This window comes from Micromonospora zamorensis (assembly GCF_900090275.1).
GTDB lineage: Bacteria > Actinomycetota > Actinomycetes > Mycobacteriales > Micromonosporaceae > Micromonospora > Micromonospora zamorensis.
The window spans coordinates 2,886,457-2,908,906 of the sequence record NZ_LT607755.1 but is presented as its reverse complement, the minus strand read 5'-3'; the positions used below and the strand labels follow the sequence as shown (position 1 = coordinate 2,908,906).

Genomic DNA, 22,450 nt, shown 5'->3' with positions numbered 1-22,450 from the left:
CGACACGGCTCTGGCCCCTTCACCCCCCGGAGGAACGACCGTGACGGTTACCGAAGAGACCGCTCCCGCCTCGCACTACGACCGCATTGGCGGTGCCAGCGCGGTGAAGGCGGCCGTTGACCTGTTCTACGACAAGGTGCTCGTCGACCCGGAGTTGGCGGGTTACTTCTCCGATGTGGACATGGTGGGTCAGCGGCGGCATCTGACGTTGATGTTGACCACGGTGCTGGGTGGCCCTGACGAGTACGCCGGTCGTGGGTTGGCGGAGGCGCACCAGCCGTTGAACATCCCGGTGGAGCACTACGCGATGGTCGGTGGGCACCTGGTGGTGACGCTGACCGAGTTGGGTGTGCCGGCGGACATCCTGGCGGACGTGCAGACGGTGCTGGGGCAGGTGCAGGACCAGGTGGTGTCCCGCGGAAACCGGTCGGGCGTCTGAGCGTGGACGCGGCCCGACTCAAGCAGAGTTGGTCGGTGGTCGCCGGGCACGGTGATCAGGTGCCGCTCTACTTCTACTCGACGTTGTTCCTCGCTCATCCCGAGACGCGGCAGATGTTCCCCACGAACATGGCCGGGCAGCGGGATCGCCTGGTGACGGCGTTGGGTCACATCGTGTCGAACGTGGACCAGGTGGAGCACCTGGTGGGTTTCCTGCAGGACCTCGGTGCGGACCACCGCAAGTTCGCGGTCCGCGCGGAGCACTACCCGGCGGTCGGTGAGGCGCTGTTGGCGACGTTGCAGCATTTCCTCGCCGAGCAGTGGACCGACGAGTTGGCGTCGGACTGGGCGGCCGCGTACGGGTTGGTGGCCCAGGTGATGACGGAGGCCGCGCAGGCCGCCGAGGCGGTGAACCCGCCGTGGTGGGTGGCGGAGATCGTGGCCCACGAGCGGCGGGCGTTCGACGTGGCGGTGTTGACGGTGCGCCCGCAGTATCTGTTGCCGTTCACTCCGGGTCAGTCGATCGGGGTGTCGCATCCGGCTGTGCGGTCGTGGCGGTACTACTCGCCGGCGAACGCGCCGCGCGCGGACGGCACGTTGGAGTTGCATGTGCGGGCCGCGCCGGGCGGGGCGGTGTCGTCTCGGTTGGTGTACGGGTCGGCGGTGGGGGATCGGATCCACCTGGCGGCGCCGGTGGGGGATCGGCTGGGGTTGTGGTCGGCGGGTTCCAGTGACCTGTTGTTGGTGGCCGCGGGGACGGGCTGGGCGCCGGTGAAGGCGTTGGTGGAGCAGGTCGCGGCGGAGGGTTCCCGCCGGCGGGTGGATCTCTACGTGGGGGCCCGTTCCCGCAGTGAGCTCTATGACAGCGAGGCGATCGACAAGTTGGCGTCGTCGTACCCGTGGTTGACGGTGACCTACGTGGTGGGTGCCGACGTGCACCGGCCGGGGGAGTTCGTGCACGCGGTGGATCGGGCGTTGGCCGACGGTGACTGGCGTTCCCGGCACGTGTTCGTGTGCGGGTCCGACGAGATGGTTTCGCATGCGGTGCGGACGTTGGCCCAGGCGGGTTTCCACGCGGGTCAGGTGCACCACGAGGGCCTGGGCGCGCAGTGGTACGGCGCGGCCTGGCGCACGGCGGTGCAGGAGACGACCGCCGGTGACACTTCGGGAGGTGGGCTCAGGTGAGCGCGAGAGGTGAGCTTGCGCGCCCCGCAGTCGCGATCGGAGGGGCGGACAGGTGAGCGCGACCCCGATCAGTCGGTATGACGGGATGCAGGTTTCCGGTGGTGTGCAGGTGCGGATGACCGCCGACCGGGTTCGGCGGTGGGAGTTCGGTGCCGCGTCGTTCGCCCGGCGTGGTTACGACAACGCCGACGTGGACCGGTTCCGGATGCAGGTGGCCGACGAGTTGGACCTGTTGGCGACGCAGATCGCGACGTTGCGGGCGGAGAACGAGCGGCTGACCGACCGGGTGGAGTTGCACCGGCACGGGGTGATCCCGAGTACGGGGGCGGCGGCGAAGGTCCCGGCGGCGCGGGAGGTGAATCTGCTGTCCGCGGCGCAGCGGGAGGCGGAGCAGATCATCGCGCAGGCGCATGACTACGCGCGGCGGGTCGCCGAGTACGCCCGGGTGCAGTACGAGAGTTACCTGCACGCGGCCGAGGCGGAGGCGAAGCAGGAGGCGGAACGGGCGGTGGCGGAGTACCGCAGCGCGGCGGGGCCGAGCTTCGACGACACGGTGGCCACCCGGGAGGCGTTGCGGATCTTCGGCGAGATGATGGTGTCGCACATGCAGGCGGCGGCGCGGCATCTCGACGATGGCAGTGAGCAGTTGGCCCGCACGATGGACCGGATCGCCGCGGAGACGCCGGGTGCGCCCTTCGTGGGGGGCACGGCGGGGCAGTCGGCGTTGCCGCGGCACCAGCAGCGGTGACGCCGCCGGGGTGGGGTCCGCTTCTGCCGGACCTCACCCCGGCTCCGGTGTGGGTGGGAACGACGAACCGCCGAGTTCGAAGCGGGTCCGCGAGGGCATGAAGATCGAGGGAGCTGCTGTGGCGCTGCCCGGGTCTTTCAGAGCCGGGGCGTAGCCGGGGCCGGTCGCCCATACCGCGCGTGCCGCTTGTCGTGGATCGACATAGACAGCATGACGCTATCTGTCAGAATCGACATAGACAGTATGACGCTATCTGTTCAAATGCGAACAGGTGCAGTTTCGGCGACCGCTTTCAGGCCCTTGTCACCTGTCAAGTAACTTTACGCGAAGATCAGTTACCGCTCGTTCAGGCGGCCTAAATTCGCGCGCGTATGCAACTGTGAGAGAAGACATGACTACCGATAGTGGTGGCAGGGATCGTTCGTCGGTGACGACCAATCGTCATGGCCAGCGTGGTTTGGAGTTGGGCGGGGTTGAGCCTCCGCAACGCCATCGTCGCCGGCCTCGGCTCCGGAACAGATTTCTTGTGCTGACCTCTGTCGTTGTCGCGGGACTGGTAGTCGCCGCCACGACGAATTACGCGGGGATCATCGACAAGCTGTCACCGGGCTCGTCCTGCGGGAAGGGCGCGGAGTCCCTGCGCGTCGTCGTGGCCCCCGAGATTGTGCCTGCGGTGGCAGCGGCGGTGGGAAAGATGGGTGATGTCTGCGGTGCGGTGGATGTCGTCGGGGAAGATCCGGCGATCACGGCACAGAAGGGTGCGCCGGAAGGGCTGCAGGTGTGGATCCCGTCGTCTCGCATCTGGCTGGACAGCGTCGACCCGGACCGGCGTGTCTACCCCATCCACGACGACTCCCTGGCACGGTCTCCTGTGGTTCTTGCTGCGCCCGCGGGTGTGGCTGGTTCGCCGTGGGCCCGATCCGGCTTTTCGTGGGCGACGTTGTTGAGCGGTGTCGTGGGAGGGTCGGTCAAGCTCAGCATGGGTGACCCCACCCGGGACACCGCCGGTCTGCTGTCTTTCGTGGCGGTGCAGGCCGCCGCCGCCGCCGTGCCTGGAACCGAGCCAGGCGTAGCGAAGCTTCGGGCCCTCGCGCTGCGCAGCAGGCTGCTCGACGCGGACGCGTCGGCCGGTGAGTTGCTACGTGTCGCCGCCGAGCAGGGCGGCGACCGAAAGGCCCTTGCCGACCTCGGGATGTTCCCGGTGCTCGAGCAGCAGCTCTGGAAGCACAACGATGGCCGCGACAATCCAGTGCTGAACCTGTATGCCACCGACATCGCGGTCGAGGCTGACTACCCCGTGGCGATCGCAGGTCAGTCCACCGCCACTGCCGTGCAGCGCCGGCTGCTCACACAGTTCATTGGGGCTCTGCGATCGGTGGACACCAGCAACGCCCTGGTGGCCGCAGGTTTTCGCCTCACCGGTTTCGGGGGGCCGTCGCCTCGGGTCGGCGTACCCAAGGGTCTGCCCTTGAAGATCGCCGAGCCGACGGCGGTCGCAGACGTGAGCTTGGGCCTGGAAGCGGCCGAATGGTCCCGCTACCTACCGGAACGCTTTCAGGTGCTCGTGGTCGTCGACCGTTCAGGCTCCATGGCCGCTCCCGTGGTCGTCGGGCCGGGTCGCACCGAGACCAAGGCGACGCTGCTTCGGTCCTTCGGCGCTGTCGCCGCGCAGACGTTCACCAATGACACGGAACTCGGATTGTGGTTCTTTGGCACGCCAACTGCGAAAAGCCCGCCAACCGAGGTGGTTGTTCCCCTAGGGCCCATCACCGGCACCGTAAAGAGCGGAACGCGTCGCGAAGCCGTCGGCCGAAAGATTGCGGCATACACTCCTATTCCTGATGGCGGAACGCCGCTGTATAAGGCGGTGCTCGACGCCGTGGAGTATATGCAAACCAAGATCAGGCCAGATCGCCGGGCGATCGTCGTCGTCTTGACCGACGGTCGAGACGGAAACTCACCCCATGCCATGGACAAGGCGCAATTCCTCAAACAGCTCACCCAGAGCCAGCCCCCGGTGCCGGTGTTCTCGATCGGCATCGGCGAAAGCGCGGACCTGGACACGTTGCGCGCGGTCGCCGAGACAACCGGCGGCCGGGCCGAGGCCGCGCAGAACCCCAAAGATCTTGCCGCTGCGATGGCGAACATCTTCCTGGCAGCGGCCGGAGCAGGCGACTAGGGCCTGTTTCACAAGGACTGGCCGGCCTGCGGCGGGCCCGGACGACGACCGGCGGCGTTGCGGTTTCGTCCAGATACAACACCGGTATCCGGACGAAACCCCGCCTTGCCGGGTCGCCGCCCGGACTCCGCCTCGGCTCGACCGCCCTTATGAAACAGGCCCTAGCGGCCCGGCGCGGGCGGCGCTGTCCCTCAGGCGTGGGCGGCCTGGACGGCGTCGGCGATCGGGGTGGGCCCGTCGACGAGTTCCAGGGTCGCACCGGCGGTGCCGGGTGTGTCCAGCAGCGCGGCGAGGACGTGGGCGACGTCGGCGCGGCTGATCGCGCCGCGGCCGGCGTGCCGGGTGAGGGTGACCCGCCCGTTGGGCTCGTTGTCGGTGAGCTGGCCGGGTCGCAGCACCGTCCAGGCCAGGGCGCGGCCGCGCAGGTCGTCCTCGGCGGCGCGTTTCGCCCTCAGGTACGCCGCCCATACGTCGTCGGTGCCGGCGGCCGGTGGGTCGTCCACGCCCATGGAGGAGACCAGCAGGTAGCGGTGGACACCGGCGCGGGTGGCGGCGTCGGCGAGCAGCGCGGCGGCCCCCCGGTCGACGCTGTCCTTGCGGGCGGCGCTGCTGCCGGGGCCGGCGCCCGCGGCGAAGATCACCGCGTCGGCGCGGTCGAGGTGCGCGGCGACCTCGGTGACGTCGGCGTGTTCCAGGTCGCAGACGACGGGGGTGGCGCCGGCGGCGCGCAGCGTCGCGGCCTGCTCGGGGTTGCGGATCAGACCCACCGGGGTGTCACCGCGCCCGGCGAGGTGACGTTGCAGCAGTAGGGCGATCTTGCCGTGACCTCCGGCGATGACGACTCGCATACGACCAAACTACCGGCGGTGCCGCCAGCACGTGCGGCACAAGGCGTCCCAACCCGATGCGCGCCCGGGTCCGGGTCTTGACCTTGACCTTTGGTCAAGGCCCAGTCTGGTGCCTGTCGGTTGCCGTGACCGGCACGAGGAGGAAGCCGACGTGGGGCTGCTGACCATCGGGGCGTTCGCCCAGGCGGCGGGACTGACACCGAAGGCCCTGCGCCTGTACGACCAGGTGGGGGTGCTGCTGCCGGCCGCGGTCGATCCCGAGTCCGGGTACCGGCTCTACGACCCGGACCAGGTGCCGCTGGCCCGGCTGGTCGCCCAGCTGCGCCGCATCGGCATGCCGCTGGCCATGATCCGCACCGTGTGTGGGTTGGCGCCCGCGGCGGCGGCTGAGGCGATCACCGCGTACTGGCGGCAGGTCACCGCCGACACCGCGGCGCGCGCCCGGCTCGCCACCGTCCTCGTGGATCATCTGTCCGGAGGGAGCACCACCATGTCATCACCGAACCCCACCCTTGCCGTCCGTTACGCCTCCGACTGTGAGACCGGTGCCGTGCGCGACAGCAACGAGGACGCCGCGTACGCCAGCCAGCGGTTGCTCGCCGTCGCCGACGGCATGCGAGGGGCCGGTGGCGCGGACGCGAGCGCTGCCGCCATCGACGCCCTCAGGCCGCTGGAGCTCACGGACGCGCCGGCCGTGGAGCTGCTGACGATGCTCGCCGGGGCGGTCGCCGACGCCGACCGTGCGGTGCGCGGGTTGGCGACCGACGATCATCAGCCGGTCACCACGCTGACCGCGTTGCTGCGCAGCGGCTCCCAACTGGCCCTCGTGCACGTCGGTGACACCCGGGCGTACCTGTTGCGCGACGGTGAGCTGTCGCTGTTGACGCAGGACCACACGTGGGTGCGGGCCCAGGTGGATCAGGGTCGCCTCGACCCCGTTGAGGCCGCCACGCATCCGCAGCGGGCGATGCTGGTGCGTGCCCTCGGCGCCGGTCCGCAGGTCGAGGCGGATCTCGCGCTCCGTACGGCGCTGCCCGGTGACCGGTACCTGCTGTGCTCCGACGGGTTGTCCGCCGTCGTCGACCGGGCCGATCTGTGCGCGGTGCTGGGCGCGGCCACCGATCCCGAGCAGACGGTGCGGGGGTTGATCGACCTGGCGCGGGCCGAGGGTGCGCCGGACAACGTCGCCTGCGTCGTCGCCGACATCGTGGCGGTGTAGACGTCGCGGCGCTTCCCGCCGGGGTGAGGCTCGGCGTCGGCGGGTGCGCTGAGGCAGCATGGAGGGGTGACGGAGAGCTTCGACGCGTTGACCTCGCTGGTGGCCGGTGGTGGGGTGGTGGTGCTCAGCGGTGCGGGCCTGTCCACCGAGTCGGGCATCCCCGACTATCGGGGGCCCAGCGGGGTGGCCCGGCGGCACACCCCGATGACGTTCCAGGCGTTCACCCGTGACCCCCTCGCCCGGCGGCGCTACTGGGCGCGCAGCCACCTGGGATGGCGGTTGATCGCGGGCGCGGCGCCCAACGCCGGGCACCGGGCGGTCGCCGGGCTGCAACGGGCCGGGCTGGTCGACGCGGTGATCACCCAGAACGTCGACGGTCTGCACGGCGCGGCCGGCAGCACGTCGGTGATCGAGTTGCATGGTCGCCTCGACGAGGTGACCTGCCTGGACTGCGGCAACCTGACCTCCCGGGAGGAACTGGACCGGCGGCTGCGCGAGGCCAACCCGGATTTCGTGGCCCGGGTCGCCGCGGTCAACCCGGACGGTGATGTGGATCTCCCCGACGAGCAGGTGGCGGCGTTCCGGCCGGTGGACTGCGGGATCTGCGGCACCGGCATGTTGAAGCCCGACGTGGTGTTCTTCGGCGAGACGGTGCCACCGCAGCGGGTGGCGCGCTGCTTCACGGCCGTGGAGCAGGCCCGGTCGTTGCTGGTGCTGGGGTCGTCGTTGACGGTGATGTCGGGCCGACGTTTCGTGATTCGGGCGGCGAAACAGGGCATCCCGGTGGCGATCGTCAACCAGGGTCCGACGCGTGGCGACGCACACGCCAGCGTGTGCGTCGACGCCCCGTTGGGTGCGCTGCTGCCGGAGCTGGCCGCCCGGGTCGCCGGCAACGCGGCGACGGTCGGGGTCTGAACGGCGGGCACGGGGGCCGGGGTAGGACATCTGCGGGAAACACCGGCGCTGGTAGCGTTGGGAGCGCCGGTAACACCCACGTGGGAGAGACCGCCCGACAGCACGCAGGGCGGCGCCGAAGGGGCAAATCCTCCCCGGAACCTCTCAGGCAAAAGGACCTCGTGGGCAGGCACTGTGGAGCGCCCCATGGGGTGCGACAGAGGGGGAGGCCGACACGTCGACCTCGCCCCGGGAGTGCCTCCTATGACCGTAGAGCAGTTCGCCACCCGTCACATCGGTCCCGGCCCCGACGACGAGCGTCGGATGTTGGAGGTCGTCGGGCACGGCTCGATCGACGAGCTGATGGACGCCGCGATCCCCGAGGTGATCCGCTGGCACGGCACCCTCGACCTGCCGGACCCGGCCACCGAGGCCGAGACGATCGCCGAGCTGCGCGCCCTGGCGGCCCGCAACACCGTCGCCGTCTCCATGATCGGTCTGGGCTACCACGGCACGCACACCCCGGCGGTGATCCGCCGTAACGTGCTGGAGGACCCAGCGTGGTACACGGCGTACACGCCGTACCAGCCGGAGATCAGCCAGGGCCGCCTGGAGGCGCTGCTGAACTTCCAGACGATGGTCACCGACCTGACCGGCCTGGCCACCGCGAACGCCTCCATGCTCGACGAGGGCACCGCCGCGGCCGAGGCCATGACCCTCGCGCGGCGGGCCTCCAAGAGCAAGAGCCGGGTGTACGTCGTCGACGCCGACGCGTTGCCGCAGACCATCGCGGTCATCGCCAGTCGGGCGGAGCCGCTGGGCATCGAGGTGCGGGTCGTCGACGTCGAGCGCGACGAGGTGCCGGCGGAGTTCTTCGGCCTGCACCTGCAGTACCCGGGGGCGTCCGGGGCGGTCCGGGACCACAGCGCCCTCGTCGAGGCCGCACACGCCGCCGGGGCTCTCGTCACGGTCGCCGCGGACCTGTTGGCGTTGACGCTGCTGCGGGCGCCGGGGGAGATCGGGGCGGACATCGCCGCCGGCACCACCCAGCGCTTCGGCGTACCGATGGGCTTCGGTGGGCCCCACGCCGGTTACCTGGCGGTGCGGGCGGGCCTGGAGCGGATGCTGCCCGGGCGCCTGGTCGGGGTGTCGCGCGACGCGGACGGCAACCCGGCCTACCGGTTGGCGTTGCAGACCCGTGAGCAGCACATCCGGCGGGAGAAGGCGACCAGCAACATCTGCACCGCGCAGGTGCTGCTCGCCGTGATGGCCGGCATGTACGCCGTCTACCACGGCCCGGACGGGCTGCGTGACATCGCGGGGCGTACCCATCAGATGGCGGCGCGGCTCGCGGCCGGGCTGCGCGCCGGCGGCGTGGACGTCGCGGACGTCGCGTTCTTCGACACCGTGACCGTCAGCGTGCCGGGCCGGGCCGCGCAGGTCGTCGCGGCGGCCGCCGAGCGGGGCGTGAACCTGCGGCTGGTCGACGCCGACCGGGTGGGCGTGTCCTGCGACGAGACCACCACGCTCGCGCACCTGGCGCAGGTGTGGGCGGCGTTCGGGGTGCCCGCGTTCGACGGGGCCGTGGACGCGGCCCTGCCTGTCGACCTGGCCCGCACCAGTGACTTCCTCACCCACCCGGTGTTCCGCAGCCACCACTCCGAGACGGCGATGCTGCGCTACCTGCGCCGGCTGTCGGACTTCGACTACGCCCTGGACCGGGGCATGATCCCACTCGGGTCGTGCACGATGAAGCTGAACGCGACCACCGAGATGGAGCCGATCAGCTGGGCGGAGTTCGCGCACATCCACCCGTTCGCGCCGGACGCGCAGACCGCCGGGTACCGGGAGATGATCGGCCAACTGGAGTCGTGGCTGGCCGAGGTGACCGGCTACGACGCGGTCAGCGTGCAGCCCAACGCGGGCTCCCAGGGTGAACTGGCCGGGTTGCTGGCGATCCGCTCCTACCACGCCTCGCGGGGTGAGTCGCACCGCGACGTGTGCCTCATCCCGTCGTCGGCGCACGGCACCAACGCGGCGTCGGCGGTGATGGCCGGCATGCGGGTCGTCGTGGTGGCCTGCGACGACGACGGCAACGTCGACCTGGTCGACCTCGACGCGAAGATCGACAAGCACCGGGACACGCTCGCCGGGATCATGGTGACGTACCCGTCGACGCACGGCGTGTACGAGACCGGCATCGCGTCGCTGTGCGCGAAGGTCCACGACGCCGGCGGTCAGGTGTACGTCGACGGGGCGAACCTCAACGCCCTGGTCGGGTTCGCGAAGCCGGGCAAGTTCGGTGCGGACGTGTCGCACCTGAACCTGCACAAGACGTTCTGCATTCCGCACGGGGGCGGTGGCCCCGGCGTGGGTCCGGTCGCGGTGCGCGCGCACCTGGCGCCGTTCCTGCCCGGTGACCCGCTGGGCGCGCACGCGGACTCCACGCCGGCGATCTCGGCGGCGAAGTACGGGTCGGCGGGGATCCTGCCGATCCCGTGGGCGTACCTGCGGATGATGGGTGCCGAGGGGCTGACCCGGGCGACCGGTGTGGCGGTCCTGGCGGCGAACTACGTGGCGGCGCGCCTGCGGGGACACTTCCCGGTGCTGTACGCCGGCAACAAGGGCCTGGTGGCGCACGAGTGCATCCTCGACCTGCGGCCGTTGACGAAGGCGACCGGGGTGAGCGTCGACGACGTGGCGAAGCGGCTGATCGACTACGGCTTCCACGCGCCGACGATGTCGTTCCCGGTGGCGGGGACGCTGATGGTGGAGCCGACCGAGAGCGAGGACCTGGCCGAGCTGGACCGGTTCTGCGACGCGATGATCGCGATCCGGGCGGAGATCGAGCAGGTGGATTTCGGGGCGTGGCCGCTAGGGGACAACCCCCTGGCCAACGCGCCGCACACCGCGGCGATGGTCAGCGGTGACGAGTGGCCGCACCCGTACCCGCGGTCGGTGGGCGCGTACCCGGCCGGGGTGGACCGGGCCGGGAAGTACTGGCCGCCGGTGCGGCGTATCGACGGCGCGTACGGCGACCGGAACCTGGTCTGCTCGTGCCCGTCGCCGGAGGCGTTCGAGGACTGACAACGCCGGGGGCGTTCGAGGACGAACGACGGCGAGCCGGGGCGGGCGGTGTTGGCCGCCCCGGCAGCCGCTGCGACCTGGGCTCGGTGTCCCTTACCGGGGGACCAGCCTGGGTCGACGGCGGCTATTCGGTGACTCTGAGTGGTCGATCAGGCGACGAGGGCGTGACGGGCGGGGCCACGGTGCGGTGCGATGCTGCTGCCGTCGGGGAGCAGCTCGCCGGTGTCCTCGAAGACGATGACACCATTGCAGAGCAGGCTCCAGCCCTGCTCACGGAAGCAAGCGAGGACTCGCGCGGCTTCCCGATCGGTGGCTTCAGCAGAGGGGCAGGTCGGTTGGTGCTGGCACATCGGGTTCTCCGGACTGTGGGGGCACTGTGTCATGGTTCACATGACCAGTGACGCACAGTACCAAGCGAAAGTGTCCAGCATCGAGCAGGTGCCCACCTGGCGCACCGGAAATCCACTGAACGGATGAGGAAGGTCGGACCGTACGGCGTGGAAACGCTCCCACAGGTTGGTGCCGCGGGCAGCGGCTCAGCTCAGTTGGCCGCGGGCAGCGGCTCAGCCACGTTGGCCGCGGGCAGCGGCTCAGCCACGTTGGCCGCGGGCAGCGGCTCAGCCACGTTGGCCGCGGGCAGCGGCCCGACCGCGTTGGTCGATGTGCCGGCGGCGCCGGCCGCGTGCCGAGGCGCCCTGACCGAACGCGTCCGACTGCAGTGGCGCCTCAGTGACGGCGGCGACCCCGCCGCACTCGCCGAGGAGTTCCTCGCCGCGCACGGCATGCCACTGCACGACCTCACCCGGCCGGCCACCCGCCAGCACGACACCGGGGTCTGCGGGGCGGCGCTCTACCTGTCCGCCGCGGCCGGGGCCCACCTGGCCGGTGCGCCCGGCGCGGCGCCCGAGCCCGCGCCGACCCTGCCCGACCTCGCCGTCGTCGTCTACGACCACCGCCCCACCCGGGCCACCCCACCGGGCGCACCGGCGTCGCCGTGGTGGCTCGGCGAGTGGACCGAGAGCTGGACGCCGCGTCAACACGCCGACGCCGTCGACCAGGTCCGCGCCGCCATCGGCCGCGGCGACGTCTACCAGACCAACCTCGTCGGGCACGCCGCCGCCCGCTACGCCGGCGACCCCCTGCCCGCCCTCAGCCGCCTCGGCGCGCTCCCCGGCGCCCGCTACGGCGGCGTCCTCACCGGCGACGGCTGGGCCATCGGCTGCGCCTCCCCGGAAACCCTCATCGAGGTCACCGACGGACACCTGATCACCCGACCCATCAAGGGCACCCGCCCGGCCACCGCCACCGGCCGCGCCGAACTCCACGCCAGCGCCAAGGAACGCGCCGAACACGTCATGATCGTCGACCTGGAACGCAACGACCTCGCCCGCATCGCCCGCACCGGCACCGTCACCGTCGACGACCTGTTCACCGTCCGCCGCTGGTGCGACCTATGGCAGGCCGAGTCGACAGTCCGCGCCGCGGCCGCCGACGGCCTCGGCCTCGCCGACCTGCTGCGCGCCACCTGCCCCGGCGGGTCCGTCACCGGCGCGCCCAAACGCGCCGCCCTCACCCAGATCGCCGCCCTCGAACCCGTCGGTCGCGGCGCCAGCATGGGCGCGCTGGGCTGGGTAGCCCCCGGCCGCGTCGACCTCGGCCTGACCATCCGCACCGCCGCCGCCGACGGCCAGCACCTGCACACCTGGGCAGGCGGCGGCATCACCTGGGACAGCGACGCGTCCGCCGAGGTCGCCGAAGCCGCCGCGAAGACAGCCCCGATCCGCGCCACCCTGGCCGGGCGGTGACCCCACCGCCACCGGCGATACGCTGACCGACATGACCATGCGGCCCATCCGGATCATCGGCGACCCCGTCCTGCGCACCGAATGTGAACCGGTCACCACCTTCGACGCCGAGCTGCGGGCCCTGGTCACCGACCTGATGGACACCCTGCTCGGCGCCCCCGGCCGCGCCGGCGTCGCCGCACCCCAGATCGGCGTCAGCGCCCAGGTGTTCGTCTACGACGCCGACGGGCACCGCGGCCACCTGATCAACCCCACCCTCGAACTGTCCGACGAGCTCCAGGACGACGAGGAGGGCTGCCTGTCCATCCCCGGGCTGTACTTCCCGACCGCCCGGGCCCTGCACGCCACCGCCCGCGGCGTCGACCAGCACGGCGAACCGTTGACCATCGCCGGCAGCGGGTTCCTCGCCCGCGCCCTGCAACACGAGACCGACCACCTGCGCGGCACGCTCTACGTCGACACCCTGCGCGGTGACATCCGCCGCCGGGCCCTGCGCGAGATCCGCGCCGGCCGCTTCGACTCACCCAGCCGCCGCCGCTGACGGCACCACCCGAGACGAGCGGCGAGGCGTCACCGGGCCGTCAGCGTCCACTCCTCGTAGTCGGCGACCCGGGTGAACCCCACCCGCTCGTAGAGCCTTACCGCCGCCGTGTTGTCCGCCTTCACGTTCAACGTGACGTGCTCCACGGTCTCGCGCAGCCGGACACACAGCGCCGCCACCACCGCCGCGCCCAGCCCCCGTCCACGCCACAGCGGATGGGTCGTGACGTTGCCCAACGCCGCCACCCGGTAGGCCGGGGACCACACATGCACCCCGGCCACCGCCACCAGCTCACCGCCCTCGCGTACGCCCAGGTACTGCCCGGTGTCCAGCATCCGAGGATCGAACCAGTTCCCCGGGTACGCCCGCTCGTACAGGCGGCGCAACCCCGGCAGCTCCACCGGCCCGAGCACCACACCCTCCGGACGCACCGCCGACAACCGGGCCGGATCGGTCAACGCCATCCGGTGGTGCACGCCACCGGAATCCAACCGGAACGACCCGGCCAGCACGTCGGACAGCCCGGGGGAGAGGTGCGCGTACAACCGGGCGGGCAGCCCTGGCGCAAGGTCGGCCAGCAACGCCGCCAGCGCCGCGGTGTCCACCGGCGCCGCGAACGCCAGCAGCGTCGGCGGGTCCACCCCGCGATAGAGCAACGCGACCTGCTCACCGGAGCGAAACCACGAGGTGTACGGCCAGAAGAAGTCGTCCAGGTCACCCAACTGGTAGGCGTGCAGCACCGGATCACGGCCCAGCAACCGCGCCAGGACCGCACGGTCATGCTCGGGGCGTACCGCCATCAGCGGGCCACCCACTGGTCGTACCCGAGCTTCGCGACCAACGCCACGACCACGACCAGCAGCACCACCCGCACGAACCCCGACCCGCGGCGCAACGCCATCCGCGCCCCCAGCACCGCGCCGGCGATGTTGCACACCGCCATCCCCGCGCCCAGCAGCCACCACACGTGCCCGGTCACCCCGAACACCACCAACGCACCCAGGTTCGTGCCCGCGTTGACGACCTTCGCCATCGCCGAGCCGTGCACGAAGTCCGCGCCGATCACAGCGGTGAACGCCAACACCAGGAACGTGCCGGTCCCCGGACCGATCAGACCGTCGTACAGGGCGATGCCCACCCCGGCCACCGCGATCACCACCGCCACCCGCACCGGAGTCCGCCTCGCCGGCACCGCCACCACCCCCATCCGGGGACGCAGCAGCACGAACACCGCCACCGACACCAGCACCACCAGCACGACCGGCCGGTACGCCGACGCCGGCACCGCCCCGGCCAGCGCCGCGCCCACCCCCGCGCTGAGCACCGCCACCCCCGCCGCCGGAGCCGCCACCCGCCAGTCGACAGTGGTCCGGCGGGCGTACGTCGCCGCCGCGGTGGCCGTACCGAAGATCGCGGCCAACTTGTTCGTGCCCAACGCGGTGGCCACCGGCAACCCCGGGGCAGCCACCAACAACGCCGGCAGCAGCAACAACCCACCACCACCGACCACGGCATCCACCCACCCGGCCATCGCGGCGGCGGCCAGCAGGGTACTCAGCGTCACGGCGTCCACGGGCGGCAATTCTCCCTACCCGACGCGCCCGACCAGCACCCGAGTGGCCAGCCTCACCCGGTCACCGACCCCTCGTACGCCGCAACCACACCCCCAACGCGCCGACCGCCACGAACACCAGCACGGAACACAGCAGCACCTTCAGCACCCGGCAACCATGCCACGGGCACGTAAGGTGCAGGAGTGCGCCTGGCCACCTTCAACCTGCTGCACGGACGATCCCTCACCGACGGGCTCGTCGACTCCGACCGCCTCGCCGACGCCGTACGCGCCCTCGACGCCGACGTGCTCGCCCTGCAGGAGGTCGACCGCGACCAACACCGCAGCGGCAAACTCGACCTCACCGCCATCGCCGCCCGCGCCCTCGACGCACCCCACCACCGCTTCGCCGCCGCCGTCGTCGGCACCCCCGGGGAACACTTCCGCCCGCTGCGCCACGACGACGACGGGCACGGCGAACCCTGCTACGGCATCGGCCTCATCAGCCGACACCCCGTACGCAGCTGGCACATCACCCGACTCAAACCGGCGCCCGTCCGCTCACCGGTCTACGTGCCAGGCCCCCGCGGCGGCCTGATCCTGCTGCACGACGAACCCCGCGTCGTGCTCGCCGCCATCCTCGACACCCCGTACGGCCCGCTCACCGTGGCCGCGACACACCTGTCCTTCGTGCCCGGCTGGAACGCCCGCCAACTGCGACAGACCGTCCGCGCCCTGCGCGCCCTGCCCGCCCCCCGCGTCCTGCTCGGCGACCTCAACCTGCCCGCCGTCGCGGCCCGCCTCGTCTCCGGCTGGCATCCACTGGGCCGCCGGCCCACCTACCCCTCCGGGCAGCCCCGCGTCCAACTCGACCACATCCTCGCCGACCGGCACGCCCTCGACCAGCTCCCACCGGTACGGGCGGTCACCGCACCGGCGTCCACCATCTCCGACCACCGCCCCCTGCTGGTCGACCTCGGCTGAGCGTCATCGCCCGACCGGCCGCACCGTGGCTCAGCCGCGCCCGGGGGAGCACCGCCCCGAGACGCAAGATTCCCTCAAGATCATTGCATCGACCCACTTCGACGATCATGCTGGTCGACACGCGCCACGATCAACTCGTCGGAGGCCACATGAGACGTCAGCGATCCACCTTCATCGCCGTATCCACCCTCATCGCTCTCACCCTCACCACCGCACCCACCCCCGCCAACGCCCAGAGCGCCGCGGAACCCCACCAGGTCACCGCCCTCACCGTCCGCCAAGCCGACGGGTACGCCACCCTCGCCTGGCAACCCGTCGACGGCGCCACCGACTACCAGATCGAACGCACCGCCGTCGACGCCAACGGCACCCCCACCGGCGCACCGACCATCGTCGGTATCTGGCGACCCAACCGCCAGATCAACCAACAGGCACCCACCTTCGCCGACGCCGGCTTCAACCCCGGCGACACCTTCCAGTGGCGCGTACGCGCCCGCACCGACACCACCGAACAGCCCTACTCCGACCCGGTCGTCGCCACCACCACCGCACCCTGGGGCAACCCCACGACCCCCGGCGAGCAACTGCGCACCGGCTGGGAGACCACCCACGCCGCGCAATACACCAGCGACGCCGACGAGTACGCCTACACCGCCGCCATCGACGCCCTCAGCGACCGCGTCCGCGTCGTCGAACTCGGCCGCACCGTGCAGAACCGACCCATCAACATGATGGTCATCGGCCACCCCACCCCGGCGACCACCCCGGAGGCAGTCGCCGCCACCGCACCGGTGGCCATCAACTGCAACGTGCACGGCAACGAACCGGGCGACCGCGAGGCCTGCCTCATCATGGCCCGGCAACTCGCCTTCAGCACCGACCCCCGCATCACGGACCTGCTCAGCCGAACCACCGTCCTGATCGTCCCCACCATCAACGGCGACGGCCGGGCCAACAACACCCGCGGCAACTCCACCGGCCAGGACCTCAACCGCGACTACTCGCTCATCCGCCAGCCGGAAACCGCCGCGTACATCAAGATGGTCCGCGACTACCGACCCGTCGCCGGCTACGACGGCCACGAGTTCGGCAACTCCCGCGCCGGGGACCTGCCCATGCTGCCCCCGCGGCACCAGAACGTCGCCCAACCCATCTTCGACCAGTCCCAGGACATGATCGAAGGTCACATGTACGCCAAGGGCGCCGAAGCCGGCTGGTGGGCCTGCCCCTACGGCTGCGAAGGCGGCGGCAACATCGGCCTCAGCGAGGAAACCATCCTGCGCAACACCCTCGGCCTCAAGAACGTCGCCAACTCCCTGCTCGAACTGCGCAGCTCCGGCGGTCAGACCCGACCCGACGAGGGCAACACCGCCAACAACCGGCGCCGCAAGACCTACTCCGCGCTGTGGACGTTCCAGCAGTTCCTCGACTACCACCGCGCCGACCGTGCCGACATCCTCAACTCCCGCGCCCAGTCCATCGAGATCCAGGCCGCCAACACCGGCCGCCTCGTCTTCCGCGGCTCCCGCCCCATCCCGGCCTACCCCGCCCCGCACCCCGGCGACAGCCCGCCGCCGCTGGACGCACCCCGCGCCGACCTCATCCTCGACAACGCCCCCTGCGCCTACAAACTCACCGACGAGCAGTACAACGGCGCCCGCACCGACGGACCCGGCGGCGTCGGCACCACCGTCGCGCAACGCATCGCCGCACACGGCTGGAAGGTCATCAAGACCGAGGACGGCTACTACGTCCCCCTCAACCAACCCGAACGCGGCCTCATCCCGCTGCTGCTCGACACCAAGGGCGTGGAGAAGCTGACCGACGGTGAACGCGTCTACCCGACCCTCACCGGCCGACGCAACGGACCACTGACCGTCTCCGGCTTCACCTGCGCCGACGACGCCACCATCAACGGCCCCGTCACCGTCCGGGCCGGCGCGGCACTCGTCGCGACCGGAACGACCATCAGCGGCCCGGTCACCGCCACCGGCGCCGCCGGCATCCTCCTCGCCGACAGCACCATCAACGGCCCGGTCCAGATCACGAAGACCACCAACGCGGTCTCCGTCATCGACGTCACCATCGCCGGCCCCGTCAGCCTGACCGGCAACACCACCGGCACCGACGCACCCCTGCTGGCCGGAAACACCATCCGCGGCCCGCTCAACTGCACGGCAAACAGCCCCGCCCCGACCAACCTGGGCGTCGCCAACACCGTGCACGGCCCCCGCACCACCCAGTGCGCGGCACTCTGACGGCCACCTGACCGAACCGAACTGCCGGCGGCGCGGGTCTCGAACCCGCGCCGCCGGCACATCCCCACCACCAACCCGAAACCGTGGAGGCCGCCGTGTCGCAACCCGCCACCCCACCGCGACACCCCCGACTGCTCACCCTCGGGCTCCTCGCGCCGACACTGCTGCTCGCCGCCTGCACCAGCAGCCCCGCGACTCCCCGCACCGACGCCGCACCACCGGCCAACGCACCCCAGGTCACCGGACCCCTCTGCGCCGCCCTTCCCACCGGCACCGACCCCGGAAACCCGACCTTCCTCGCCAGTCAGCCCGTCGACCAGGCGCTCCGGTGGATCCCCACCCTCACCACCTTCGAAGCGGCAGTACGCACCAGCGGAGTCCTCACCGACCTGCCCACCGGCGCCGGCGTCACCATCCTCGCCCCCTCCGACGACGCCTTCGCCGCCAAGTTCTCCGAGGACAACTGGGACGACCTGATGACCCGCCACACCGACCAGCTGCGCACCCTGCTGAAGGCACACCTGATCCAGGGAACCCACCCGATCGGCGAACTGGCGAACAGCGGCACCGCCACCACCCTCGACGGCACCACCGTCGCCATCACCCGCAACGGCCCCACCGTCCGTCTGGCCGACCGCGCCGACGCCGTCTGCGCCGACTACCAGGCCACCGACACCCGCATCCACATCATCAACGCGGTCCTCGGCCCGCTGCCCACCACCGCCAACGACAGCGACCGGGCACACTGACCGCGCTCACTCCTGGTTCACCGGCACCAGACCCGCCAGCGCCCGGTTGGTCCGGTTCGCGCGCACCGCGTCGCGCTGCTGCCCAGCCGTCACCTCGATGTACGTCTGCGACGACGCCAACGACGCGTGCCCCAACAAACGCATGATCTCCGCGGCGCTCGCCCCGTCCTCGGCCAACCGGGTCGCGAACGTGTGCCGCAACGCGTGCAACCGCGCACCCCGCGGCACCCGGTCACCGATACCCGCCCGCCGAAAACACGACTCGACGAGATACTGCAGCCCACCCCGGCGCAACGGCTCACCATGCCGATCCACCAGCAACGCCGAGTCGGGGCGCACCGACCGCGAACCGAAGCGCCGCGCCCGACTGTCCAGGTAGTCCACCAGCACCCGGTCCAGATCCGCCTCGATCGGCACCACCCGGGGCCGCCCACCCTTCCCGAGCACCTCGATCCGCCGCTCACCAGGCCGGCCACCCAGCGAGCCGATCCGTAGCGCCAGCAGCTCCGACAGGCGCAGCCCCGCGCAGAGCGCCACCGCCAACACCGCGACGTCCCGCTCTGGCCACGGGTCGCGCTGCCGACCCTCGTCGCGCGCCGCGGACGCGAGCAGCACCTCGGGAGTGTCCGCCCCCCGCAGCGGCTTCGGATGGGGGAGTAGCGCCCGAGGTCGCCCGACCGCCGGCATCGGGTTGCCGGCCACGATCCCGTCGGCCACCAGGAACGTGAAGAAACTGTTCCAGGTGGACCAGGCCCGGTGCACCGACGCGGGCGCGCGGGGCCCGGCGAACCGGGCGAAGGCCGCGCGCATCACCCTGGGGGAGAGATCGGTGATCGACAGCGCGCCCAGGGGGAGGGGAGTGGCGGCATCCTCGGCGACCAGCGCCGCCACCGCGTGCAGATCCCGACGGTACGCGGCGAGGGTGTGGGGGGAGGGCTTGCGGGTCGCTCGGGCGGTCAGGAACTCCTCGATCAACACCATGAGCGATTCGTCCTGTTTGTCATGCATAAGGGATATTATGCAGCATTTTCGCGTTACGGGGAAGCGTGGGGAGAGGGGGAGCGGACCCGGTCCGCACGGGAGGCGCCGCTGTCTCCTCAGGTGCCTGTAGAGCTGCCCCACGTGTGGGGCGGGTGATCCCCGGCCCGTGGACCAGGTGTGATGGTTCTTCGAAGCCGACGACGTCCCGGCCAACGCCATCCCGCTGTGGGTAAGTGATCAGCGGTGAGGGCGCACCGGTCCCTGCGCCGCTGCTGGCGGTTCCGGCGCCGATGGTCGGCGCACCCCACGGATGGGGCAGCTCTACAGGCACCCAGCGACACGTCGGCTCGCCCCCAGCGTCACAGGCCAGTGGCGCTGCTGGAGGAGCACGTATCGTGCGCGGCATGACGTCGCCCGTCGCCACCTGCCCCGTCTGTGGTCGACCCGGCACGCCTGTCGTCTACCGGGACCCGGCCCACCCCATCGATGTGGTCTGCCCCCAGGGGCACCAGTGGCGGCCGGACGGCCAACCCGGGTGGGCTCCCTCAGCATCGCCCACCGTCGTGGCTGGACGCCCCGACGCTGACTGCGCCTCGACCCAACCCCTGGACGTCCACAGGGACGGACGGAACTGGCGGATCGGCACGGCCAGCGACGTCGCCTGGCTCGCCGGCCACACCACACAGGGCATTGCGATCACCACCGCGATCCCGGAGGTGTTCGACGCGTACGCCACCTTCCACCCGCCCGAGGGCGTCGGTGTGGACGCCCACGAACAGGCCGTGGTCCGCGAGCTGGCGGCACGTACCGCGGAGCAGCCCTGGTGGCTGGGCTACCTCGACACCGGCGCGCACGACGTCGTCTTTCCGCGTGCCCCGAGGGTGTCGCTCTACTGGGGTTGGCCCTACGTCCTGGTCGAAGCGGGACCCGAGCAGGCCCTCACCTGGCGGACCGGTCACATGCGCGGTGAGGGTCCGCTGCCCGACCTGTTCTTCCCGGCGGATCACTCCTGGCTCGTCTCCGCCCTGTGGGACGACACCTGGACCGACGTCGGTGGCAGCGCCGCTGTCATCGCCGGTCTGCAACGCAACCCGCTGGTCAGTGCCCGCCGCGTGCGACCCGACGAGGACGCGTGTCCGCCGGGACTGACGCGCGACTGAGAGTGCCCATCGGTGGTCGAGGGGACCGTCAGATAACGCAACTTTACATAATGTGCATTATCGAATCGCGTTCGTTCACCGTCTACGCGCCCGTACGGCGCAGCCAGTCCTGCGTGAGTGACCGCAGCAGCGCGGGTTGTTCGTACGGCAGGTAGTGCCCCGCCGCGTCGATCACGGTGAAGGTGCCATGCGGATAGCGGCGCATGGCGCGGAACTGGTCGGCGTACCCAACGATCCTGTCCTGTCGGCCGGTGACCACCGTGACCGGGCCGTCGAAGACGACGTCGGCGTTTTCGTCGGGCAACGCGTAGTCGGGCCCGGTCTGCAGCTTCTCCTGGAAGGTCGCGTCACCGGGACCGCCGGAGTTCAGTGCCGCGAGCACCGTCGCGACGACAGTTGACGTGCGATTGCCCAGGGCGGCGTCGAGGTGGGTGTGCAGGGCGGCGGGAGCTTCGTCGAGCCAGCCCTCGGACGCTTCGGACGGCGGGTCGTCGGGCAGGTCCCGGCTGTCGCGGGCGATGGTGACGCCCGGGCAGACGAGGAGCAGGCCGCGGACGAGTTCGGGTCGTCGGCGGGCGATGCCGGTGGCCAGGTACGCGCCGTAGGAGCCGCCGGCGAGCAGGAACGGCCCGTCGACGTGGTGGTCGAGCCACCCGCACACGGTGTCCAGCACCGCCTGGGACGTTGGTGGGCAGTCCGTGGGGCTGTCGCCGTGGCCGGGTAGGTCCAGGTATGTCTCTCGCAGGCCCGCGCCCGCGAGGGCTGGGCCGAACGCGGCAGCCGTGGCGGTGCGGGTCATGCCGAACATCGGCAGGCACACCACCTCGGGTGCTGTGCCCGGTGACTGGTCGACTGCCAGGTCCATTGTCGGGCTCTCCCCTGCTGGCCGGTGCGGTCCATTCTGTACTGCTCGTCAGGGGTTCGGTTGCCCGCCGTGAATGTGGGTGAGGGTGGTCTCGGCGCTGGCGTACCTGCCTCCCTGGGGCGCGCGGGAGTCGATGGGGTCGTCGGCGCCGACGACGTGGGCGGCGTGGTCTTCCGCGTTGTCGACTGGCGTGTAGCCGAGTTGGATGCCGGCGTCGAGGTCCCAGAACCGGCGGGTGTTGGCGGACACGGCGTAGGCGGTGGCGAAGGAGACGTCGGGTGCGGTGATGGCCGCTCGGATGAACCCGAGGCAGTCGCGTGGGCTGAGCCAGGTGGCGAGATATCGGGCGTCGTCTGGTCTGTCCTCGTAGCTGCCGATGCGCAGGCACACCACGGACAGGGCGAACTTGTCCGCGTACAGGCGGGCGAGAGCCTCGATTGCCACCTTGCTGACCCCGTAGAAGCCGTCCGGTCGGACCGGATCTTCGGGGTTGACGGTCTTTCCGACGAGGTGGAAGCCGGTGACCCGGTTGCTGCTGGCGAGGACGACCCTGTCGACCTGTTGCCGGCGGGCGGCCTCGAGGACGTGGAACGTGCCCAGCACGTTGGCGTCCAGCAGCTCGGCGAGTGGGGCCTCGTCCGGCAGCCCGGCGAGGTGGATCACCACGTCAGCGCCCTCGAACGCCGAGATCAGGGCGTCGAGGTCGGTGAGGTCCAGGCGGATGACCTGCTCCTCCGGCGACTGCGCGGTCAGTGGGTCGCGATCGATGAGGACGAGGTGGCGGGTCTCGGCGCGCAGGGCGTGGCGGAGTGCGCTGCCGATGCGGCCGGCGGCGCCTGTGATGACCACGGTCCCGAAGGGTGGACTCATGTCGGCAGTCTCTCCTCCCCTACCGACAGGTCTTCGCAGGCATTATGATGATCGAACTTCGTCGATCACGGTGGGGCGTTGCCCGCA

The 22,450-nt window shown here is 71.1% G+C and carries 20 protein-coding genes and 1 riboswitch; of the genes, 13 read left to right on the top strand and 7 right to left on the bottom strand.

Going from position 1 to position 22,450, the window contains the following annotated elements; all coding sequences use genetic code 11:
- Positions 1-40: 40 nt before the first annotated feature.
- From GA0070619_RS12655 to GA0070619_RS12640, 4 genes are all read left to right on the top strand, one after another.
- Positions 41-439, top strand: coding sequence for a group I truncated hemoglobin (locus GA0070619_RS12655; RefSeq protein WP_088948240.1), 399 nt, complete (start codon positions 41-43; stop codon positions 437-439).
- 2 nt (positions 440-441) lie between these two features.
- Positions 442-1,623, top strand: a complete 1,182-nt coding sequence (locus tag GA0070619_RS33810; RefSeq protein WP_088948239.1) for a globin domain-containing protein — start codon at positions 442-444, stop codon at positions 1,621-1,623.
- Between the two features lie 52 nt (positions 1,624-1,675).
- Positions 1,676-2,371 carry a DivIVA domain-containing protein gene (locus GA0070619_RS33805; protein ID WP_088948238.1) on the top strand — a complete coding sequence of 232 codons (696 nt, stop codon included), beginning with the start codon at positions 1,676-1,678 and terminating at the stop codon, positions 2,369-2,371.
- Positions 2,372-2,897: 526 nt separating this feature from the next.
- Positions 2,898-4,550 (top strand): substrate-binding domain-containing protein, encoded by a 1,653-nt coding sequence (locus GA0070619_RS12640; protein ID WP_172862041.1) that lies wholly within the window; start codon positions 2,898-2,900, stop codon positions 4,548-4,550.
- Positions 4,551-4,741: 191 nt separating this feature from the next.
- On the opposite strand, the gene GA0070619_RS12635 is transcribed toward GA0070619_RS12640, so the two are convergent.
- Positions 4,742-5,398, bottom strand: coding sequence for an SDR family oxidoreductase (locus GA0070619_RS12635; RefSeq protein WP_088951759.1), 657 nt, complete (start codon positions 5,396-5,398; stop codon positions 4,742-4,744).
- 151 nt (positions 5,399-5,549) lie between these two features.
- Between GA0070619_RS12635 and GA0070619_RS12630 the strand changes: the two genes are divergently transcribed.
- The 3 genes from GA0070619_RS12630 (at position 5,550) to gcvP (ending at position 10,598) form a co-directional block, all read left to right on the top strand.
- Complete coding sequence (locus GA0070619_RS12630; protein WP_172862040.1) at positions 5,550-6,617, top strand: MerR family transcriptional regulator; 1,068 nt, start codon at positions 5,550-5,552, stop codon at positions 6,615-6,617.
- A 66-nt stretch (positions 6,618-6,683) separates the two neighbouring features.
- Positions 6,684-7,532, top strand: a complete 849-nt coding sequence (locus GA0070619_RS12625; RefSeq protein WP_088948235.1) for an NAD-dependent protein deacetylase — start codon at positions 6,684-6,686, stop codon at positions 7,530-7,532.
- 71 nt (positions 7,533-7,603) lie between these two features.
- Positions 7,604-7,702, top strand: a riboswitch (glycine riboswitch).
- Between the two features lie 73 nt (positions 7,703-7,775).
- A complete protein-coding gene (gcvP, locus tag GA0070619_RS12620) occupies positions 7,776-10,598 on the top strand; it encodes an aminomethyl-transferring glycine dehydrogenase (RefSeq protein ID WP_088948234.1) in 2,823 nt (940 codons plus the stop codon).
- Between the two features lie 149 nt (positions 10,599-10,747).
- Here the strand turns inward: gcvP and GA0070619_RS12615 are convergent, their stop codons facing one another.
- Complete coding sequence (locus GA0070619_RS12615; protein ID WP_007460326.1) at positions 10,748-10,948, bottom strand: DUF5999 family protein; 201 nt, start codon at positions 10,946-10,948, stop codon at positions 10,748-10,750.
- 123 nt (positions 10,949-11,071) lie between these two features.
- On the opposite strand from GA0070619_RS12615, the gene GA0070619_RS12610 reads away from it, so the two are divergent.
- A complete protein-coding gene (locus tag GA0070619_RS12610; protein ID WP_088948233.1) occupies positions 11,072-12,403 on the top strand; it encodes a chorismate-binding protein in 1,332 nt (443 codons plus the stop codon).
- A gap of 31 nt (positions 12,404-12,434) precedes the next feature.
- Positions 12,435-12,944, top strand: a complete 510-nt coding sequence (gene def, locus GA0070619_RS12605) for a peptide deformylase (RefSeq protein WP_088948232.1) — start codon at positions 12,435-12,437, stop codon at positions 12,942-12,944.
- Between the two features lie 29 nt (positions 12,945-12,973).
- Here the strand turns inward: def and GA0070619_RS12600 are convergent, their stop codons facing one another.
- Together GA0070619_RS12600 and GA0070619_RS12595 are read right to left on the bottom strand one after the other, a co-directional pair.
- Positions 12,974-13,744: a GNAT family N-acetyltransferase gene (locus GA0070619_RS12600; protein ID WP_088951758.1), complete on the bottom strand. Its 771-nt coding sequence runs from the start codon at positions 13,742-13,744 to the stop codon at positions 12,974-12,976.
- On the bottom strand, positions 13,744-14,517 hold the full coding sequence (locus GA0070619_RS12595) for a sulfite exporter TauE/SafE family protein (protein WP_269458581.1): 774 nt from the start codon (positions 14,515-14,517) through the stop codon (positions 13,744-13,746). The genes GA0070619_RS12600 and GA0070619_RS12595 overlap by 1 nt, the downstream gene beginning before the upstream one ends.
- A 183-nt stretch (positions 14,518-14,700) precedes the next feature.
- On the opposite strand from GA0070619_RS12595, the gene GA0070619_RS12590 reads away from it, so the two are divergent.
- The 3 genes from GA0070619_RS12590 to GA0070619_RS12580 all read left to right on the top strand — a co-directional run bounded on the left by GA0070619_RS12590 (position 14,701) and on the right by GA0070619_RS12580 (position 18,487).
- The gene (locus GA0070619_RS12590; protein ID WP_088948231.1) at positions 14,701-15,480 is read left to right on the top strand and encodes an endonuclease/exonuclease/phosphatase family protein; all 780 of its coding nucleotides are present in this window, start codon (positions 14,701-14,703) and stop codon (positions 15,478-15,480) included.
- A gap of 149 nt (positions 15,481-15,629) precedes the next feature.
- Positions 15,630-17,738 (top strand): M14 family zinc carboxypeptidase, encoded by a 2,109-nt coding sequence (locus tag GA0070619_RS12585; protein WP_088951756.1) that lies wholly within the window; start codon positions 15,630-15,632, stop codon positions 17,736-17,738.
- A gap of 95 nt (positions 17,739-17,833) precedes the next feature.
- Entirely contained in the window at positions 17,834-18,487 is a 654-nt protein-coding gene (locus tag GA0070619_RS12580) for a fasciclin domain-containing protein (RefSeq protein ID WP_157743988.1), read from the top strand.
- A 6-nt stretch (positions 18,488-18,493) separates the two neighbouring features.
- Here the strand turns inward: GA0070619_RS12580 and GA0070619_RS12575 are convergent, their stop codons facing one another.
- A complete protein-coding gene (locus GA0070619_RS12575) occupies positions 18,494-19,495 on the bottom strand; it encodes a tyrosine-type recombinase/integrase (protein WP_088948229.1) in 1,002 nt (333 codons plus the stop codon).
- Between the two features lie 377 nt (positions 19,496-19,872).
- Between GA0070619_RS12575 and GA0070619_RS32800 the strand changes: the two genes are divergently transcribed.
- Positions 19,873-20,628 carry a hypothetical protein gene (locus GA0070619_RS32800; RefSeq protein WP_231927398.1) on the top strand — a complete coding sequence of 252 codons (756 nt, stop codon included), beginning with the start codon at positions 19,873-19,875 and terminating at the stop codon, positions 20,626-20,628.
- A gap of 82 nt (positions 20,629-20,710) precedes the next feature.
- Here GA0070619_RS32800 and GA0070619_RS12565 read toward each other — a convergent pair whose 3' ends face one another.
- Both GA0070619_RS12565 and GA0070619_RS12560 read right to left on the bottom strand, forming a co-directional pair.
- Positions 20,711-21,493, bottom strand: coding sequence for an alpha/beta fold hydrolase (locus GA0070619_RS12565; protein ID WP_172862039.1), 783 nt, complete (start codon positions 21,491-21,493; stop codon positions 20,711-20,713).
- Between the two features lie 48 nt (positions 21,494-21,541).
- Positions 21,542-22,363 carry an NAD-dependent epimerase/dehydratase family protein gene (locus tag GA0070619_RS12560; RefSeq protein WP_172862038.1) on the bottom strand — a complete coding sequence of 274 codons (822 nt, stop codon included), beginning with the start codon at positions 22,361-22,363 and terminating at the stop codon, positions 21,542-21,544.
- Positions 22,364-22,450: the final 87 nt, after the last annotated feature.

Bases quoted from the DNA above. Each gene is read 5' to 3' on its own strand.
- GA0070619_RS12635 (WP_088951759.1), bottom strand. From the start codon at position 5,398: ATGCGAGTCGTCATCGCCGGAGGTCACGGCAAGATCGCCCTACTGCTG.
- gcvP (WP_088948234.1), top strand. From the start codon at position 7,776: ATGACCGTAGAGCAGTTCGCCACCCGTCACATCGGTCCCGGCCCCGAC.
- GA0070619_RS12615 (WP_007460326.1), bottom strand. From the start codon at position 10,948: ATGTGCCAGCACCAACCGACCTGCCCCTCTGCTGAAGCCACCGATCGG.
- GA0070619_RS12610 (WP_088948233.1), top strand. From the start codon at position 11,072: ATGAGGAAGGTCGGACCGTACGGCGTGGAAACGCTCCCACAGGTTGGT.
- def (WP_088948232.1), top strand. From the start codon at position 12,435: ATGACCATGCGGCCCATCCGGATCATCGGCGACCCCGTCCTGCGCACC.
- GA0070619_RS12600 (WP_088951758.1), bottom strand. From the start codon at position 13,744: ATGGCGGTACGCCCCGAGCATGACCGTGCGGTCCTGGCGCGGTTGCTG.
- GA0070619_RS12585 (WP_088951756.1), top strand. From the start codon at position 15,630: ATGAGACGTCAGCGATCCACCTTCATCGCCGTATCCACCCTCATCGCT.
- GA0070619_RS12575 (WP_088948229.1), bottom strand. From the start codon at position 19,495: ATGCATGACAAACAGGACGAATCGCTCATGGTGTTGATCGAGGAGTTC.
- GA0070619_RS32800 (WP_231927398.1), top strand. From the start codon at position 19,873: ATGACGTCGCCCGTCGCCACCTGCCCCGTCTGTGGTCGACCCGGCACG.
- GA0070619_RS12565 (WP_172862039.1), bottom strand. From the start codon at position 21,493: ATGGACCTGGCAGTCGACCAGTCACCGGGCACAGCACCCGAGGTGGTG.
- GA0070619_RS12560 (WP_172862038.1), bottom strand. From the start codon at position 22,363: ATGAGTCCACCCTTCGGGACCGTGGTCATCACAGGCGCCGCCGGCCGC.